This window comes from Rhodococcus sp. KBW08 (assembly GCF_003852455.1).
In the GTDB taxonomy this organism is placed as follows: Bacteria; Actinomycetota; Actinomycetes; order Mycobacteriales; family Mycobacteriaceae; genus Rhodococcus_F; species Rhodococcus_F baikonurensis.
Map to the genome: position 1 here is coordinate 378,760 of NZ_QAJJ01000017.1, position 14,366 is coordinate 393,125.

Here is a 14,366-nt window from a genome sequence, read left to right on the forward strand (position 1 = left end):
ATCTGTTAACACGACCTCAACAAACTCTGTCTCCCAAGCAAACTGAACGAAACCGACTGGCCCTAGTGTTCCGATTCATGACGCCATTCAAGCCCGTCCGCCAGCTGGACCGCAGGGCCTTCTTCCGATACTCCGCGCTGACCGGCATCGCAGTCGCCGGTAGCGCGTCATTGCTCGCGTGTAGCAGTGACTCCAGCAGTTCGAGTGGCGGAACCACGGACGACGGTTCCGAATTCGGAACAGTTGCAGTGCAGTTGTCCTGGATCAAGAACATCGAGTTCGCCGGCGAGTACTTCGCTCTGGACAAGGGGTACTACAAGAATGCCGGGTTCGGGAATGTCGACCTGGTGGCAGGTGGCGCAGCCGGTACCGGCGTCGAAGCCGGCTTGGACACCGGCAAGGTCTGGATCGGAATGTCCGCACCGCAGCTCACAGCCCCCGCTGTACTCGACGGGCTGGACGCAAAGATCGTCGGTGCGACATTCCAGAAGAACCCGTTTGCAATTGTCAGTTCTGCTGCGGCACCGATCAACTCGCCGCAGGACATGATCGGCAAGAAGATCGGCGTCCAGGATTCCAATCAGCTCGTCTTCGGAGCTCTCCTGGCAGCAAACGGCCTGACCGAAAGCCAGATGACGATCGTGCCCGCGCAGTTCGATCCGAGCCCCTTGGCGAACGGCGAGGTGGACGGCTGGGTCTCCTACGTCACCAACGAGCCGATCACGCTGGCCGCCAAAGGTTTCCCCAACGCCCACTTCCTCTTCGCGGACTACAACCTGCCGTTGGTCGCCGAATCGTTCACGGTTCTCCAGTCCACCATCGACAACGAGAGGGACAAGCTCAAGGCATTCCTGAAGGCCGAGATCCAGGGCTGGAAGGACGCGGTCGCCGATCCGGCAGAGTCGGCACGGCTCGCCGTCGAGGTCTACGGCAAGGACCAGAACCTGGAACTCGACGAACAGATCAAGGAAGCCACCGCACAGAACGATCTTGTGGTGTCGGCAGATACCAAAGCGAACGGGTTGTTCACGATGACACCCCAACTGATCGAACAGAACATCGCAGCGCTGTCGAAAGCGGGACTGGAGATTACAGCGGACCAACTGTTCGACATGTCGATCCTCGAAGAGGTGTACGCCGAGAATCCGGAGCTGATCTGACTGAGCCGAGCGTCAGCGAACCTCTTGCGCGAGTATGCCCGAGATGAATAGTTGTACAAGGACCTCGGCCTTGTACCGGTCATCGGACCCAGCACCGATACAAAGGTTCCCGATGCCTTTGAGCACGTTGTACGCATCGACCCGCGAAGCATTGCCAACGGACTCGAGCGCTGCCGCGAGGAGGGAGTCACATACCGGGACGAGGCGGTCGACGAAGTAGGTATGCAGAGCGTCGGACCCGGCGCTGTCTCCTTGCAGTGCACCGGCGAGCCCATGCTTGGTTACCAGGAACTCCACGAACAAAGCCACCCATGCCCGCAAAGCCGCCTCGGGCGTTGCACTCTCCGCGAGCATCTGTGGGCCCGCGTCCGCACACGCCTCGACTTGGTGTCGGTATACGGCGACCACCAACTCGGGACGCGTCGGGAAGTGGCGGTAGATCGTCCCCATGCCGACGCCGGCCTTCGCCGCAATCTCCCGCACCGGAGCGTCGACCCCGGACTCCACGAACACTGCTGCCGCCGCGTCGAGCAGCGCCTGCTCGCTTCGACGTGGGCGACCGACTTGCTTGGGCGACACGACGCGCGACTGCTCGTCCTGGGCATCAGCCATGTGCACTCCTCGCTGACTCACGACATATGTTTGCATTACGGAACACAGTTCCGTAATGTTGCGGAGCGACGCTCCGATAACCAGTATCGCAGGGTGCAGCCTCAGCAAGGAACTTGCCATGACCTCATCAATGATCAACACGCTGAACGGCATCATCGGCGCCGGCACCCCGGTCGTCTCCGTTGCCCCCGTCGCGTTGTTCGCCCCCGATCGACCAGTCCCGCTGGAAGTACGTGTGTCTGCTCCGGCGGCAGGCACGAACCTCCCCGTTGTGGTGTTCTCCCACGGCAACGGGTGGAACCTCGATGGATACTCGCCACTCACGGCATTCTGGGCATCCCACGGATTCGTGGTGATCCAGCCGACACACCTGGACTCGCGCCGGAACGGTTTCGGGTTCGATCACCCGGTGTTCCCGACGATCTGGACCGAGAGGATCGCGGATCTCACACGTATCCTTGATCAGCTCGACACCATCGAATTTGCCGTGCCCGGGCTTGCCGGCCGCATCGACCGCAGTCGAGTTGCCGCCACGGGTCACTCCTGGGGCGGGCAAACCGCTCAGTCGCTCCTCGGAGCACGGATCTTCGACGAGGCCGGCCAGGCCGGCCAGGACATGTCCGACAGTCGCGCCACCGCGGGAATCCTGTTCGCAGCAACCGGTCTCGGCGGCGAGAACCTGCATCCGTTCGCGCAGGCGAACTTCCCGTTCATGCGCCCCTCGTTTCAGGAACTGACGACGCCGACACTCGTCGTCGCGGGCGACCACGACCAGTCCAAGATGTCCAGCCGCGGACCTGACTGGTTCACCGACGCCTACACGCACAGCCCCGGAGCCACCGACCTCCTGACCTTCTACGGTGCCGAGCACGCACTCGGCGGAATCGTCGGATACGAAGTCGCCGAGACCACTGACGAGAACCCAGAGCGGGTCGCCGCCATCCAACGGATGAGTACTGCCTACCTTCGGACCGCGTTGCGCATCGATGAGACCAGCTGGCCAGCGGCCCGGGCCGCGTTCAGCGACAACGCCGACCCGATCGGCCGAGTCGACACCAAGTAATGCGGCAGTGATCCAACTTATTGGCCGAAGTTGAACCTGAGATTCGCATTTATCAAGGTGTTGAGCCGCTTTCGCATTCTGACAACCTCCGCCTCGGGCGGTATCGGATCGTCCAAGAAGAGCGTCCAACGCAGCATCGTGCTGTTTCCGACCGCCTCGATGTCGAATCGGATGACGGCGTCGGGGCGGTCCGGCCAGATCGAGGACCAGATCACCAGCTCCGGTTCCTCAGCCCTGACGATCGCCGGTGCGATCTCGCTCTCGAGCAGTTCCAGCCAGTGCCGAGCGGGCTGGCGGTACGGATCGATCAATGCCTCGAACATGAAGCGCGCAGGCGGCGGCTGGCTCCGGCGCCTCGTCGCGACTTGCTGCATGGCTCGAGCGTAACCGCCCCTAGGAGATACACCTCTACCTTCACCGTGCTGGATCCACGAAAACTGGGATAAACCGGGCACTGGCGGAGGACACTCAGGAGCACATCCGTCTGGGAGGGCCGCTCATGCGTAAACGCCATCAAATCCTGCTTGCAGTGTCCGCAGCGATCGGGCTGTCGCTGACGCCGATCAATGCGTCGGCAACACCGAGCACAGGGGTGCACGGTGAAATCCTCGGGCAGGTGACTTTCGACGGCAAGGATTACATCCTGCGCCAGATCACCATCGACCCCGGTGGTTCCACCGGTTGGCACTTCCACGACGGGACGCTCTACGCACTGATCGCGCAGGGCACGCTGAGCCACTACCGATCCGATTGCTCCGTCGACGGGATATACAGCGCTGGAAATACATTGATCGAACCCAGCGGTTCTGATCATGTGCACATCGGAAACAACTCTCAGACAACACCATTGGTGCTCGAGGTCATTTACGTCAATCCGACGGGTAGCCCCCTCTCCGAGGATGCTGCGCCGCCCAACTGCCAACTACCCGGCTGACGGGGCAGAAGAGGTAAACCGCACCGGCATCGATTCGAGTCCGGACACGAAGTTGGCGGCACGCCGCGGCAACGGCGCGTCGGTGGCAAGTTCCAGGTCCGGCAGCCTGGCGAACAGTTGCTCGAACATGATTCTTCCCTCGAGCCTGGCCAGCTGATTGCCCAGACAGAAGTGAGTTCCGAAGCCGAAGGCCACGTGTGGGTTCGGTGTGCGGCCGATATCGAACTGTTCGGCGTTGACGAACACGGATTCGTCGAAATTTGCAGACTCGAAGAGCAGCAGCATTTTCTCGCCTGCCTTCAGCTGCGCACCGAAGAAATCGGTATCACGTGTCAGGGTTCGAGCCATGTTCTTGATCGGCGACGACCACCGCAGCATCTCTTCCATCGCCAGAGGAATGGCATCGGGATCGTCGACCAGTTCCCGATGCTGGTCCGCATGACGCAGCAGCTGTTCCATGCCACCGCTCAGGACGTGCCGCGTGGTCTCGTCACCGCCGATGAGAATCAGTAGGGACTCGTTGACGATTTCCTGATCGGAGAGAGCCTCTCCGTCGACCTCACTGTGTATCAACGTGCTCACCAAATCGTCGGCCGGCTCGCTCCTCCGCTCGGCGATGGCTCGCATCATGTACGCGGTGAAGTCGACGTACGCAGTCATCATGGCTTGCAGCTGATCCTGGGAAGCGTTGCTTCCCAGTGCTTTCACCAGATCGTCCGACCACCGCAGAAACAACGCGCGTTCTTCCGGACGGACACCCAACATGTCGCCGATGACGGCCATAGGCAGCGGTGCCGCCAAGTCTGCGACGAAGTCGGCTTCTCCTTTCTCACAGACGGCGTCGATCAGTTGATCGCAGATCTCCCGGATACGCCCGGCCTTGGCTTCGACCTTCTTACGTGTGAAACCCGCGTTGACCAAGCGTCGACGCGTGAGGTGCTGCGGGTCGTCCATGTCGATCATCTGCGGCAACGGACCCGTTTCGGGACGGATGCCGCCGGCGTTGGAGAACAGTTCGGGATCCCGCTCGGCTGCGACGACGGCGTCGTAGCTCGCTGCCGCGGTGATTCCGTTGGCGTCGTCTCGGTACACGGGCTCGTGATCGCGCATCCAGGCGTAGGCATCGCGAACATTCCCGAGGTCTCCGCTGTAGAAGCGCCCGTCGATCAAATCGAAGGTCGGTCTGGTAGCCATCACTCCGCCTCTCACACAACCCTTGCCTCAATAAGTAGAACCTGTTCCTATATAGCGTGGGGCGTTTTCACCGAAGCCGAACCGGAAAACCTCCAGAAGCAGCACGCGCGCCCGCCGGAGCAACGACCAGGAGACACGCATGGACGACGACACCGCCTCAGCGGGCATACCCACTTTCACCGGCAGATCGATACTGGTGACCGGCGGCGGTAGTGGCATCGGCCTGGGCATCGCTCGTTCGCTGGTTGCGGCCGGCGCTCACGTGACGATCTGCGGACGCAACAAAGTGAAACTGGATGCTGCTGCCGAATCGATCCGGCAGTCGAATCCGGCAGGATCGGTCGGCGTCTCCTCCGCCGACGTCACGATCGAAGCAGACGTCGTCGCCACTGTCGCCGCGGCGGTCTCCGTCACCGGAAAGCTCGACGGTGTAGTGGCCTGCGCCGGCGGGAACGAAACCATCGCACCGGTCACGCAACTCGACGTCGACGCCTGGCGCCGGACCGTCGACCTCAACGTCACAGGGACCATGTTGACGATCAAGCACGGCGCCCGGGCACTGGTGGCAGGAGGCGGCGGATCCATCGTCGCGATCTCGTCGATCGCCAGCAGCAACACACATCGCTGGTTCGGCGCATACGGCGTCTCGAAGTCCGGCGTCGACCACCTGGTGCAGTTGGCGGCAGACGAACTGGGCGCCAGCAACATTCGTGTCAACGCGATTCGGCCGGGGTTGACCCGAACGGATCTGGTCGCGCTCATCACCGACGGTGGCCCCATCCTCGACGACTACCTGGCCAACACTCCACTCGAACGCGTCGGTGAAGTCGAGGACGTCGCCGGACTCGCTTCCTTCCTCCTCGGACCGCAATCCACCTGGATCACCGGGCAGATCATCAACGTGGACGGAGGCCAAATGCTGCGCCGCGGACCGGATTTCCGCTCGATGCTCGAACCCGTCTACGGCTCCGACGGACTCCGCGGGGTGGTCGCGCCATGAGCTACACGATTCTGGGCAAGAAGGTCGAGATGCCGGTCGAGGTTCGCACCGCGTCGGCCTTCATGGCGCTGTACTCGGTACCCAGCGCAACCGCGCAGTCGATCATCGACTACACCGGCTTGACGGTGCTCCAGTACCGGCCCGGTCGGGCGCTGTGCGGGCTGGTTTTCGTCGACTACATCGACGGAGATCTGGGCCCGTACAACGAATTCGGAGTGACGTACATGGTGCGCAGCCACACTGCGCCTCCCGAAACCTCGGTGCTGGGAGATCTACGTTCACTCGCTGCGGGAACTGCGGGGGCGCTCATTCACGAGTTGCCGGTGGACGGCGAATTCACCAAGGCCGCCGGCCGGGAAATCTGGGGGTTCCCGAAGGTGCTTGCCGAATTCGACACCGAGCACGTCGGCTCGGTCAAGCGCGGATCCGTCTCGCGCGACGGCAAACTCATCACACAGTTGAGTGTGAAATCCGGCGTCAGCGTGCCGGGTGGCGGAGCCAACATGTCGTTGGCCGCGTACTCACATCTCGACGGCGTCACCAGGTGCACGTCGTGGGACATGGCGCCGACCGGCGTCAAATCGCGACCTGGTGGAGCCGAGGTGCAGCTGGGCAGTCACCCGATGGCGGCGGAGCTTCGGAAACTCGGACTCCCCCGCCGGGCCCTGATGACCACGACCATCAAGAACCTGGCGATGACGTTCGGGGAGGCGACAGCGATCTGAGTGTCAGCCGACGGCACCCCTTTCGGTCGCGTGTGACTCGGGCTACACTCCTGGACGGTTGACCAACTCGCGTCAGACCGCCCGAAAGGACACTCGTGCAGATCACCCGACGCACCGTACTGGCAGGCGCTGCCGCCGCACCTGCGCTCGCCGCTCTGTCGACGAACCAGGCCGTCGCAGCTTCGTCGGCACGCTCTTATTCACCCGCACGCACCGACAAGTCGTCGGCGTCACTGCAGGTGGGCGCCGGAATTTCCGATGTGACCGGACCGGTCGCCGAAGTCGGCATGATGGGCTACTCGAGCTTCGACCAACGCGCCGAAGGTCTGCACCAGCGAATGCGCGCACGCGCCTTCATCTTCGAGTCCGGCGGGTCGCGGGTCGTCTACGTCTGCGTCGACAACTGCATGATCTTCCAGTCCGTGCACGACGAGGTTCTGCGCCGGCTGGCCGGAAAATTCGGCGATATCTACACCGAACGCAACGTCATGTTGACGGCCATCCATTCACACGCGGCATGTGGTGGGGCCTCGCACAACTACGCGTACAACCTCGCAGTTCTCGGCTTCGAATTACAGGTGTTCGAAGCCGAGGTCAACGGCATGGTCGAGGCGATCAGCGCTGCCCACGAGAACCTGGCGCCCGGCACGGTACGTTTCGGCCGGTCCGAACTCACCGACGCGAGCGTCAACCGATCACGAGTGGCGTTCGATCTCAATCCCGAAGAGGACAAGGCCTACTACCCCGGCGGCAACGATCACCACATGCGGGTCATCCGAATCAGCCGGGGCAGCAAAGACATCGGGGCGATCAACTGGTTCGCCACCCACTGCGCCTCGCTCACGAACGAGAACCATCTCATCTCCGGCGACAACAAGGGCGCCGCGGCGTACTTCTGGGAGCACGACGACCAGGGCGTGCGCTACCTCGACGGCGACACCAGCTTCATCGCCGCATTTCCGCAGACCAACAGCGGCGACATGTCACCCAACCTCTTCCTCGAACCCGGACGTGGACCGACCGACGACGAATTCGAGAACGCACGCATCATCGGACTGCGCCAGGTCACGGCGGCTCAAACTGCCTTCCACGCGGCGTCCGAAACCGTCACCGGTGGCGTCGACAGTCGGATCATGTACCTGGACATGGCAAATCAGGTGGTGAGCGGACGATTCACCCCGGACGGGCGAGAGCATCGCACCGCGCCGGCTGCGATCGGCGCGGCAATGAGCGCCGGAAGCGTCGAGGACGGACCGGCAATTCCGATCTTCCCCGAGGGCACCAGGAACCCCATGATCGACGCACTGGGCGGCATGGATGCCCCTGTGCCTCAATGGCTTCAGGATGCACAGGCACCCAAGCTCGTAGTCGTTCCGGTCGGCCTGTTGCCACCGGGCGGATGGGTACCGAACGTACTGAAGATCCAGATCCTGCAGATCGGCCAGTTCTACATCGTCGGTGGCCCTGCGGAATTCACCATCGTCTCCGGATTACGGGTGCGTCGAACCGTCGCCGACGAGCTTGGGGTTCCCCTCGAGAACGTCATCTTCCAGGGATACGCGAACTCGTACTCGAGCTACTGCACCACGCCACAGGAATACGATTCGCAGCAGTACGAGGGCGGTTCGACGATGTTCGGCCGTTACACACTGCCTGCCTATCAGCAGGGGTACGCCGCTCTCGCAGCCGCGATGCGCGATGGCACCGAACCTCCTCGCGGCCCCGCGCCGGCCGACCTGTCCGGGTTCCAGCCCAGCTTCGGACCTGGTGTCGACTTCGACGAACCTTTGCCGGGAACACAATTCGGCGATGCGACGGTCCAGCCAGGCGACAGCTCATCGGGCGGGCAAGTTGCCGTCGAGTTCGTCACCGGCCACCCCAAGAACGACACTCACCGAAACGGGACCTTCTACGAGATCCAACGCAATACCGGCGGATCCTGGACGCGCGTGGCCGACGACAACGACTGGTCCACCAAACTGCACTGGCGCCGGGTCGGGAGCAACGGTTCCGTCGTACGCATCACGTGGGATGTTCCGGCCGATACTCCGGCGGGTACGTATCGAGTCCAACACTTCGGTGCGTCGAAGGCTCGGGGTACCGGCGCGATCACGCCCTTCTCCGGGGTGACCGCCGAATTCCGACTCACCTGACCCGCGCGGTGGCTGGGTTCAGGCTGCGGTCGGATGCAGCGAGGTGCTCGGCGCCGACTGCTCTGACGCTGCCGGGCGGTCGATCTTCGCCGCGACGATCAGAACCAGCAGACCGGCGACGGTGACTGCCGCTCCCATCCAGATCGGGGAGGTGAAGCCGAGCCCCGCAGCGATGGTGATTCCGCCCAGCCATGCCCCGAGTGCGTTGCCGACGTTGAAGGCGGCGATGTTGGCACCCGACGCCATGGTCGGTGCGGCCGACGCGTAGTTCATGATCCGCATCTGCAGGCCGGGGACCGTCGCAAAACCGAAGGCGCCCATGAAGAACAGTGAGATCACGGTCATGACCTTGCTCTCCGCGGTGGCGGCGAACACGATCAGAACGACGGTCAGAATCGCGAGAATCCAGACCAGTGCCTTCGTCAGCGAGCGGTCGGCCGCCTTGGCACCGAGGAAATTACCGACGAACAGGCCCGAGCCGAAGAGGATGAGCAGCCACGGAACGCTGGACGTCGCGAATCCCGTTACCTCGGTGAGCGTGAAGGCGATGTAGGTGAAGGCTCCGAACATTCCGCCGTAGCCGAGGATGGTGATGGCGATCGAGAGCCAAACCTGCTTGTTGCGGAATGCCCCCAACTCTCCGCGCAATCCGCCGCCGGTCGTGCTTGCGGGCGTCGTCGGGACGAGTGCTGCAATTCCGATCAGGGCGATGACGCCGATGACGGTGATGGCCCAGAACGTCGAGCGCCATCCGAGTTGCTGGCCCAGCAGCGTGCCGAACGGAACGCCGAGGACGTTGGCGATGGTCAGGCCCGCGAACATCATCGCGATGGCGCCGGCGCGCTTGTTGGGCGCGACCATGTCGGCGGCAACCACCGAACCGATTCCGAAGAACGCACCGTGGCACAGCGCCGCGACGATGCGTCCGCCCATCATGACCTCGTAGGTCGGCGCGAGCGCGGACATCAGGTTGCCGATGATGAACAGCACCATGAGCGAGAGAAGGACCTTCTTGCGCTCGAAGCGAGTGACGGCAGCGGTCAGGAGGATCGCGCCGATCGCCACGGACAGCGCGTAGCCCGAGATCAGGTAGCCCGCGACGGACTCGGTGACCTCGAAGTCGGCCGAGACCTCGGGCAGGAGGCCCATGATGACAAATTCGGTGAGGCCGATCCCGAACCCGCCCATAGCGAGGGCAATGAGACCCAATGGCATCTCGATGTTCCTTTCACAGATTTACGCGCAAGCCGTTAGCGGGCGTGTGCAGTAGTTGCAGGCGCGCCATAAATAGTTGCACGCGCGCGCTACATGCGCAAGCTGGTAACCTGGAGCCGCAGGAAACGGACAAGGAGAATCACATGGGGATCGCCGACGACGCCGTCGAAATCCGTTCGCAAGGGTGGCGCACGCTCGCAGCACTGCACGGCGCCCTCGACACCGAACTGGAACGCGCGCTCCAGCGTGAGCACAAACTGTCCGTCGTCGAATACACCGTGCTCGACGCGCTGAGCCGCCAGGACGGCTGGCACATGCGCATGGCCCAGCTGGCCCGCGCTGCCGCACTGAGCAGCAGCGCCACGACGCGCTTGGTCAACCGACTCGAAGATCGAGGACTACTGACGCGCATCCTGTGCGCCGACGACCGTCGAGGCATCTACACCGAGTTGACGCCGGCCGGCCGCGAGCTTCTCGAAAGCGCACGGCCGACGCACGACGCCACCCTCGAGGCCGCGCTCGACGAGGCATGCAAAACGCCTGAACTCGCGCCACTGGTGCGCGCCCTGCACGAGTTACCCGTCGGCTAGAAGGCTGCCGGAAGCAGGGCACGCTCCGCGACGCCCGAGACCACCTGAGCGACAAACACACCCGCGTCGACCTCCGCCCGCCCACCACGCACGGGGACCAGAACGTCGACGGTGCCGCCGTGCACCTCGTTGTCCCCGATCACCGCGATGTACGGGTCACGGTGAGTGCGCGCATCGCGGATACGACGTCCCAACGATCCGTCAGCTGCGATCGCCACTCGAACATCGTGAGCCTCGAGATCAGCCCGCAAACGCTCGGCCGCATCCCGATGTCGGTCGCCGACGGGCAGGATCGCGACTTGGTTGGGTGCCAGCCACGGCGGCATCCGTCCTTCGAACCTTTCGATCAAGAGCGCAGTCATGCGTTCCATCGACCCGAGCAAGCCCCGATGGATCATGACGGGGCGGGCCTTGGATCCGTCCTCAGCGGTGTACTCGAGGTCGAAGCGCTCCGGTTGATTGAAGTCGAGTTGGACGGTGGAGAGTGTTTCCTCGCGGCCGTGCGCGTCTCGCACTTGGACGTCGATCTTGGGACCGTAGAACGCTGCCTCTCCCTTCGCTTCCACGTACTCGATCGAGCGTGCATTCAGTGCTCCGCGAAGGTGATCCTCGGCGTCCGCCCACTGCTCGTCGGTGCCGAGGTACTGCCCCTCTCCCCCTCTGATCGAGAGTCGATACCCCCGTTCGGCAATCCCCAGAGTCGAGTAGCAGCGCTCGATTGCGTCGAGCGCCACGATCACTTCCGCTTGCACTTGTTGACGACTACAGAAGACATGTGCGTCGTCGAGATTGATCTGTCTGACTCGACTCAATCCGCTGAGAACTCCGGAGAGTTCGCTACGAAACATCGAGCCGAGTTCACGAACGCGGAAAGGTAGCTCGCGATAACTACGACCGCGAGCGGCGAATACCTGAGCGTGATGAGGACAGTTAGCCGGACGAAGGAGAAATGACTCTCCGCCTATCTTCATTTCGGGGAACATGTCGTCCGAGAACTTGGACCAATGCCCAGATCTCTCGTACAACTCTTTCTTCGCCATAACGGGGGTATAGACACCCCGGCACCCGGATCGCGCTGCTTGCTCGGCGGCGAACTTTTCGAGTTCGCTCCTGATGATCGCGCCGTCCGGTAACCAGAGTGGGAGGCCTGCTCCGACAATGGGGGTGGTGGCGAATAACTCCAGCTCGCGCCCGAGTTCAAGGTGGTCAACGCTCATGAGAGATCTCCAAATCGTTCAAGGGGAGACGCACACGGAGCGAATAAACAAGAAAACCCCGGGGCGATAACTCCCGGGGCTGAAAGGGTTCGGTCAGCAGTTGCTAAACGATGCGCCGGAAGAGAACCGGCGTCGTCGTGCTGTGCGCAATACTGACCATGTACGTGAGGTTACATCAACTTCCGACCCACCTACAGCCCGAATTGTCGGGCCTCTATGCTGACGCAACTGGGAAGGCGCAGCAGTAGCCAACGAAACACCCACGAAGAGCGAAGTTTCGGCAATCATGTCCGAACGTGAGGTTCTCGGATATGAGGAGGATGTGCGACGGTGCCGGACCACTTGCTCGAACAGTTGATCACCATTCCTTTGTTCACGGGAATCATCGGGTACATCACCAATTGGTCGGGCGTCCTGATGCTTTTTGCGCCGATCAACTTCCACGGGATCAAAGTGCCCGGCCTCAAACTGCTCTTCCCGTTCCTTCCCCGGCGCGTCCAGGTGATCCCCGCGATCACGAGCGACGGCCGATTCGGTTGGCAAGGGATCGTCCCTTCGCGGGCGGAGAAGATGGCGTCGATCGCCGTCGACAAATCCCTCGCGAAGGTCGGCAGCATTGCCGACTTCTACCGCGTTCTGGACCCGGACAGCATCGCCGAGCACTTGGTGAACATCTCGCGCAGTGAGGTGCGCGGCGTGGTCACCAGAATCATGACGGCCGAGAATCCTCAGCTCTGGCACAACCTTCCGACGTCGGTGAAGGAAGCCGTCTTCCGCAAAGTGGAGGACGACCTGCCGGCCAGCGTGCGCATGATCACCGACCGCATCGAAGAGGACATCGACGAGTTCATCGACGCGAAGCTGATGGTGATCCGCTACCTCTCCTCGCATCCCAAACTGCTCAACGACATCTTCCGCACGATGGGCAACAAAGAGCTCCGGTTCATGCAGAACTTCGGCTTCTACTTCGGTTTCCCGATGGGCTTCGTGCTCGTCGGAATCCTCCACCTGGTTCCGCAGTGGTGGGTGCTTCCCATCGGTGGCGTGATCATCGGATACATCGTGAACTACCTCGGCATCACGATGATCTTCGAGCCGATCACACCCAGCCGTTGGGTGCCGTGGCGACAGGGACTCTTCCTCAAACGACGCACCGAAATCATCGCCGGGTACGCAAAAACCCTGGCCGATCACGTCGTGACGCTCGAGAACATCGGCACCGAACTCCTCGAAGGTCCGCGCTCGGACCGAACGCGGCGGATGCTCGACCAGGTACTGCGCGAATCCGTCGACGACGCCGCCGGCTGGGCAAAGTCGGTCGTCAAGATGACCGTCGGTTCGCAGAGTTACAAGCGTCTGCCCGGCCTGGCCACCACCGAAGTGCTCGACCTGTACCCAAGGGTCTTCGAAGACGCGGAGTTCGCCGAGAGCCAGTCGGAGAAGATTCGTGTCTTCGTCACCGAACGCATGAGCATCCTTTCACCGGAAGATTTCAGCGAACTACTACGCTCAGCCGTCAAGCAGGACGAGTGGCTGTTGTTCGTACACGGGGCCGTGCTGGGCTCGTTTGCCGGTTTCCTACACCTCGCAATATTCGGAGTATGAGTCGGAGTATGAGTATGAGTGAGCACGACCACCGCCTGATCGTCGAAGCGGAATCGTACGACTGGGCTGCGGACATCACGCCGGTCGAATCCGTCGAAAAGCGTCTGATCCGTAGCCTTGTCGGGCTCACTGCCACGACGACGCTCACGTCGATCAAGCTGACGGGTTGGGCTTTCGGAACGGCGAAGGAGGCGACGCGACAGATCGTTCAGGCTGCCGCCGAAGCCGCGGCAGAAGCTGCTGAATCCGCCAACGTGCAATCCGAACGTCGGGCCGAGAACTCCAACGGAGACGGCTCGCGGACGGAGAACCTGCGGGCTGCAATGGCGCCTCGTACCAACCGCAAACAGAGCGTCGAGGCCACTCTCGCGGCGCTGCGGGCACGCGGCGACAGGTTGCTGGACCGTTCCGCGGACGTGACCGATCGCGACGACCTGCACCCGGCCTACGACCGGATCCTCGACGAGATCGCGCCGGACGAAGCTCGAATTCTCCGGCTGTTGGCCACTTCAGGTGCGCAACCGAGCGTGGACGTACGCACGGCGCGTCCGTTCGGCGTCGGCTCGGAGATGATCGACGAGGGTTTGTCGATGATCGGAGAACTGGCGGGATGCCGGCATCTGGATCGCATCAGCGCCTACCTGAACAACCTGCATCGGCTCGGTTTGGTGGCGTTCTCACGCGAGCCCGTCGAGGCCGACCGGTACCAGGTGGTCGAGGTGCAGCCGTCGGTGATCGAGGCGGTCAAGCGCGCGGGACGATCCAACAAGATCGTCCGTCGTAGCATCCTGCTGACGCCGTTCGGTGACGACTTCTGTCATACCTGTTTTTCGCTGTAGGGCCTCCGGCCCCGTGAGTGGTTAAGGAGCCCCTGGACTCCTTAACCACTCACGGGGGG

14 protein-coding genes are annotated in these 14,366 nt (G+C 62.6%); 9 read left to right on the top strand and 5 right to left on the bottom strand.

The window, feature by feature from the left end; all coding sequences use genetic code 11:
- The first annotated feature begins 77 nt into the window (after positions 1 to 77).
- Positions 78 to 1,160: an ABC transporter substrate-binding protein gene (locus tag DBV08_RS22345; RefSeq protein WP_185564806.1), complete on the top strand. Its 1,083-nt coding sequence runs from the start codon at positions 78 to 80 to the stop codon at positions 1,158 to 1,160.
- A 12-nt stretch (positions 1,161 to 1,172) separates the two neighbouring features.
- Here DBV08_RS22345 and DBV08_RS22350 read toward each other — a convergent pair whose 3' ends face one another.
- Positions 1,173 to 1,772 (bottom strand): TetR/AcrR family transcriptional regulator, encoded by a 600-nt coding sequence (locus DBV08_RS22350; protein WP_124568872.1) that lies wholly within the window; start codon positions 1,770 to 1,772, stop codon positions 1,173 to 1,175.
- A gap of 118 nt (positions 1,773 to 1,890) precedes the next feature.
- Between DBV08_RS22350 and DBV08_RS22355 the strand changes: the two genes are divergently transcribed.
- Positions 1,891 to 2,835: an alpha/beta fold hydrolase gene (locus tag DBV08_RS22355; protein WP_124568873.1), complete on the top strand. Its 945-nt coding sequence runs from the start codon at positions 1,891 to 1,893 to the stop codon at positions 2,833 to 2,835.
- 17 nt (positions 2,836 to 2,852) lie between these two features.
- Here the strand turns inward: DBV08_RS22355 and DBV08_RS22360 are convergent, their stop codons facing one another.
- The gene (locus DBV08_RS22360) at positions 2,853 to 3,209 is read right to left on the bottom strand and encodes a hypothetical protein (protein WP_260395707.1); all 357 of its coding nucleotides are present in this window, start codon (positions 3,207 to 3,209) and stop codon (positions 2,853 to 2,855) included.
- A 125-nt stretch (positions 3,210 to 3,334) separates the two neighbouring features.
- Between DBV08_RS22360 and DBV08_RS22365 the strand changes: the two genes are divergently transcribed.
- Positions 3,335 to 3,769, top strand: a complete 435-nt coding sequence (locus DBV08_RS22365; protein WP_095970944.1) for a cupin — start codon at positions 3,335 to 3,337, stop codon at positions 3,767 to 3,769.
- Here DBV08_RS22365 and DBV08_RS22370 read toward each other — a convergent pair.
- Positions 3,758 to 4,963, bottom strand: a complete 1,206-nt coding sequence (locus tag DBV08_RS22370; protein ID WP_124568874.1) for a cytochrome P450 — start codon at positions 4,961 to 4,963, stop codon at positions 3,758 to 3,760. The genes DBV08_RS22365 and DBV08_RS22370 overlap by 12 nt on opposite strands.
- A 139-nt stretch (positions 4,964 to 5,102) precedes the next feature.
- Here DBV08_RS22370 and DBV08_RS22375 point away from each other — a divergent pair, with 139 nt between their 5' ends.
- The 3 genes from DBV08_RS22375 (at position 5,103) to DBV08_RS22385 (ending at position 8,841) form a co-directional block, all read left to right on the top strand.
- On the top strand, positions 5,103 to 5,963 hold the full coding sequence (locus tag DBV08_RS22375) for an SDR family oxidoreductase (protein ID WP_124568875.1): 861 nt from the start codon (positions 5,103 to 5,105) through the stop codon (positions 5,961 to 5,963).
- Entirely contained in the window at positions 5,960 to 6,688 is a 729-nt protein-coding gene (locus DBV08_RS22380) for an acetoacetate decarboxylase family protein (RefSeq protein WP_124568876.1), read from the top strand. Before DBV08_RS22375 ends, DBV08_RS22380 begins: the two co-directional genes overlap by 4 nt.
- Positions 6,689 to 6,783: 95 nt before the next feature.
- The gene (locus tag DBV08_RS22385) at positions 6,784 to 8,841 is read left to right on the top strand and encodes a neutral/alkaline ceramidase (protein ID WP_124568877.1); all 2,058 of its coding nucleotides are present in this window, start codon (positions 6,784 to 6,786) and stop codon (positions 8,839 to 8,841) included.
- A gap of 18 nt (positions 8,842 to 8,859) precedes the next feature.
- Here the strand turns inward: DBV08_RS22385 and DBV08_RS22390 are convergent, their stop codons facing one another.
- Entirely contained in the window at positions 8,860 to 10,056 is a 1,197-nt protein-coding gene (locus DBV08_RS22390; RefSeq protein WP_124568878.1) for an MFS transporter, read from the bottom strand.
- 143 nt (positions 10,057 to 10,199) lie between these two features.
- On the opposite strand from DBV08_RS22390, the gene DBV08_RS22395 reads away from it, so the two are divergent.
- Positions 10,200 to 10,646 carry a MarR family winged helix-turn-helix transcriptional regulator gene (locus tag DBV08_RS22395; protein ID WP_003945852.1) on the top strand — a complete coding sequence of 149 codons (447 nt, stop codon included), beginning with the start codon at positions 10,200 to 10,202 and terminating at the stop codon, positions 10,644 to 10,646.
- Here DBV08_RS22395 and thrS read toward each other — a convergent pair.
- Positions 10,643 to 11,863, bottom strand: a complete 1,221-nt coding sequence (gene thrS / locus DBV08_RS22400; protein ID WP_124568879.1) for a threonine--tRNA ligase — start codon at positions 11,861 to 11,863, stop codon at positions 10,643 to 10,645. The genes DBV08_RS22395 and thrS overlap by 4 nt on opposite strands.
- Before the next feature lie 330 nt (positions 11,864 to 12,193).
- On the opposite strand from thrS, the gene DBV08_RS22405 reads away from it, so the two are divergent.
- Positions 12,194 to 13,468, top strand: a complete 1,275-nt coding sequence (locus tag DBV08_RS22405) for a DUF445 domain-containing protein (protein WP_019746908.1) — start codon at positions 12,194 to 12,196, stop codon at positions 13,466 to 13,468.
- Positions 13,469 to 13,482: 14 nt separating this feature from the next.
- Positions 13,483 to 14,307 carry an Abi-alpha family protein gene (locus DBV08_RS32965; RefSeq protein ID WP_095970937.1) on the top strand — a complete coding sequence of 275 codons (825 nt, stop codon included), beginning with the start codon at positions 13,483 to 13,485 and terminating at the stop codon, positions 14,305 to 14,307.
- The last annotated feature ends 59 nt before the right edge of the window (positions 14,308 to 14,366 follow it).

Excerpts from the sequence above, each read along its gene's own strand:
- DBV08_RS22345 (WP_185564806.1), top strand. The coding sequence starts at position 78 with ATGACGCCATTCAAGCCCGTCCGCCAGCTGGACCGCAGGGCCTTCTTC.
- DBV08_RS22350 (WP_124568872.1), bottom strand. The coding sequence starts at position 1,772 with ATGGCTGATGCCCAGGACGAGCAGTCGCGCGTCGTGTCGCCCAAGCAA.
- DBV08_RS22355 (WP_124568873.1), top strand. The coding sequence starts at position 1,891 with ATGACCTCATCAATGATCAACACGCTGAACGGCATCATCGGCGCCGGC.
- DBV08_RS22360 (WP_260395707.1), bottom strand. The coding sequence starts at position 3,209 with ATGCAGCAAGTCGCGACGAGGCGCCGGAGCCAGCCGCCGCCTGCGCGC.
- DBV08_RS22365 (WP_095970944.1), top strand. The coding sequence starts at position 3,335 with ATGCGTAAACGCCATCAAATCCTGCTTGCAGTGTCCGCAGCGATCGGG.
- DBV08_RS22370 (WP_124568874.1), bottom strand. The coding sequence starts at position 4,963 with ATGGCTACCAGACCGACCTTCGATTTGATCGACGGGCGCTTCTACAGC.
- DBV08_RS22375 (WP_124568875.1), top strand. The coding sequence starts at position 5,103 with ATGGACGACGACACCGCCTCAGCGGGCATACCCACTTTCACCGGCAGA.
- DBV08_RS22380 (WP_124568876.1), top strand. The coding sequence starts at position 5,960 with ATGAGCTACACGATTCTGGGCAAGAAGGTCGAGATGCCGGTCGAGGTT.
- DBV08_RS22390 (WP_124568878.1), bottom strand. The coding sequence starts at position 10,056 with ATGCCATTGGGTCTCATTGCCCTCGCTATGGGCGGGTTCGGGATCGGC.
- DBV08_RS22395 (WP_003945852.1), top strand. The coding sequence starts at position 10,200 with ATGGGGATCGCCGACGACGCCGTCGAAATCCGTTCGCAAGGGTGGCGC.
- thrS (WP_124568879.1), bottom strand. The coding sequence starts at position 11,863 with ATGAGCGTTGACCACCTTGAACTCGGGCGCGAGCTGGAGTTATTCGCC.
- DBV08_RS32965 (WP_095970937.1), top strand. The coding sequence starts at position 13,483 with ATGAGTGAGCACGACCACCGCCTGATCGTCGAAGCGGAATCGTACGAC.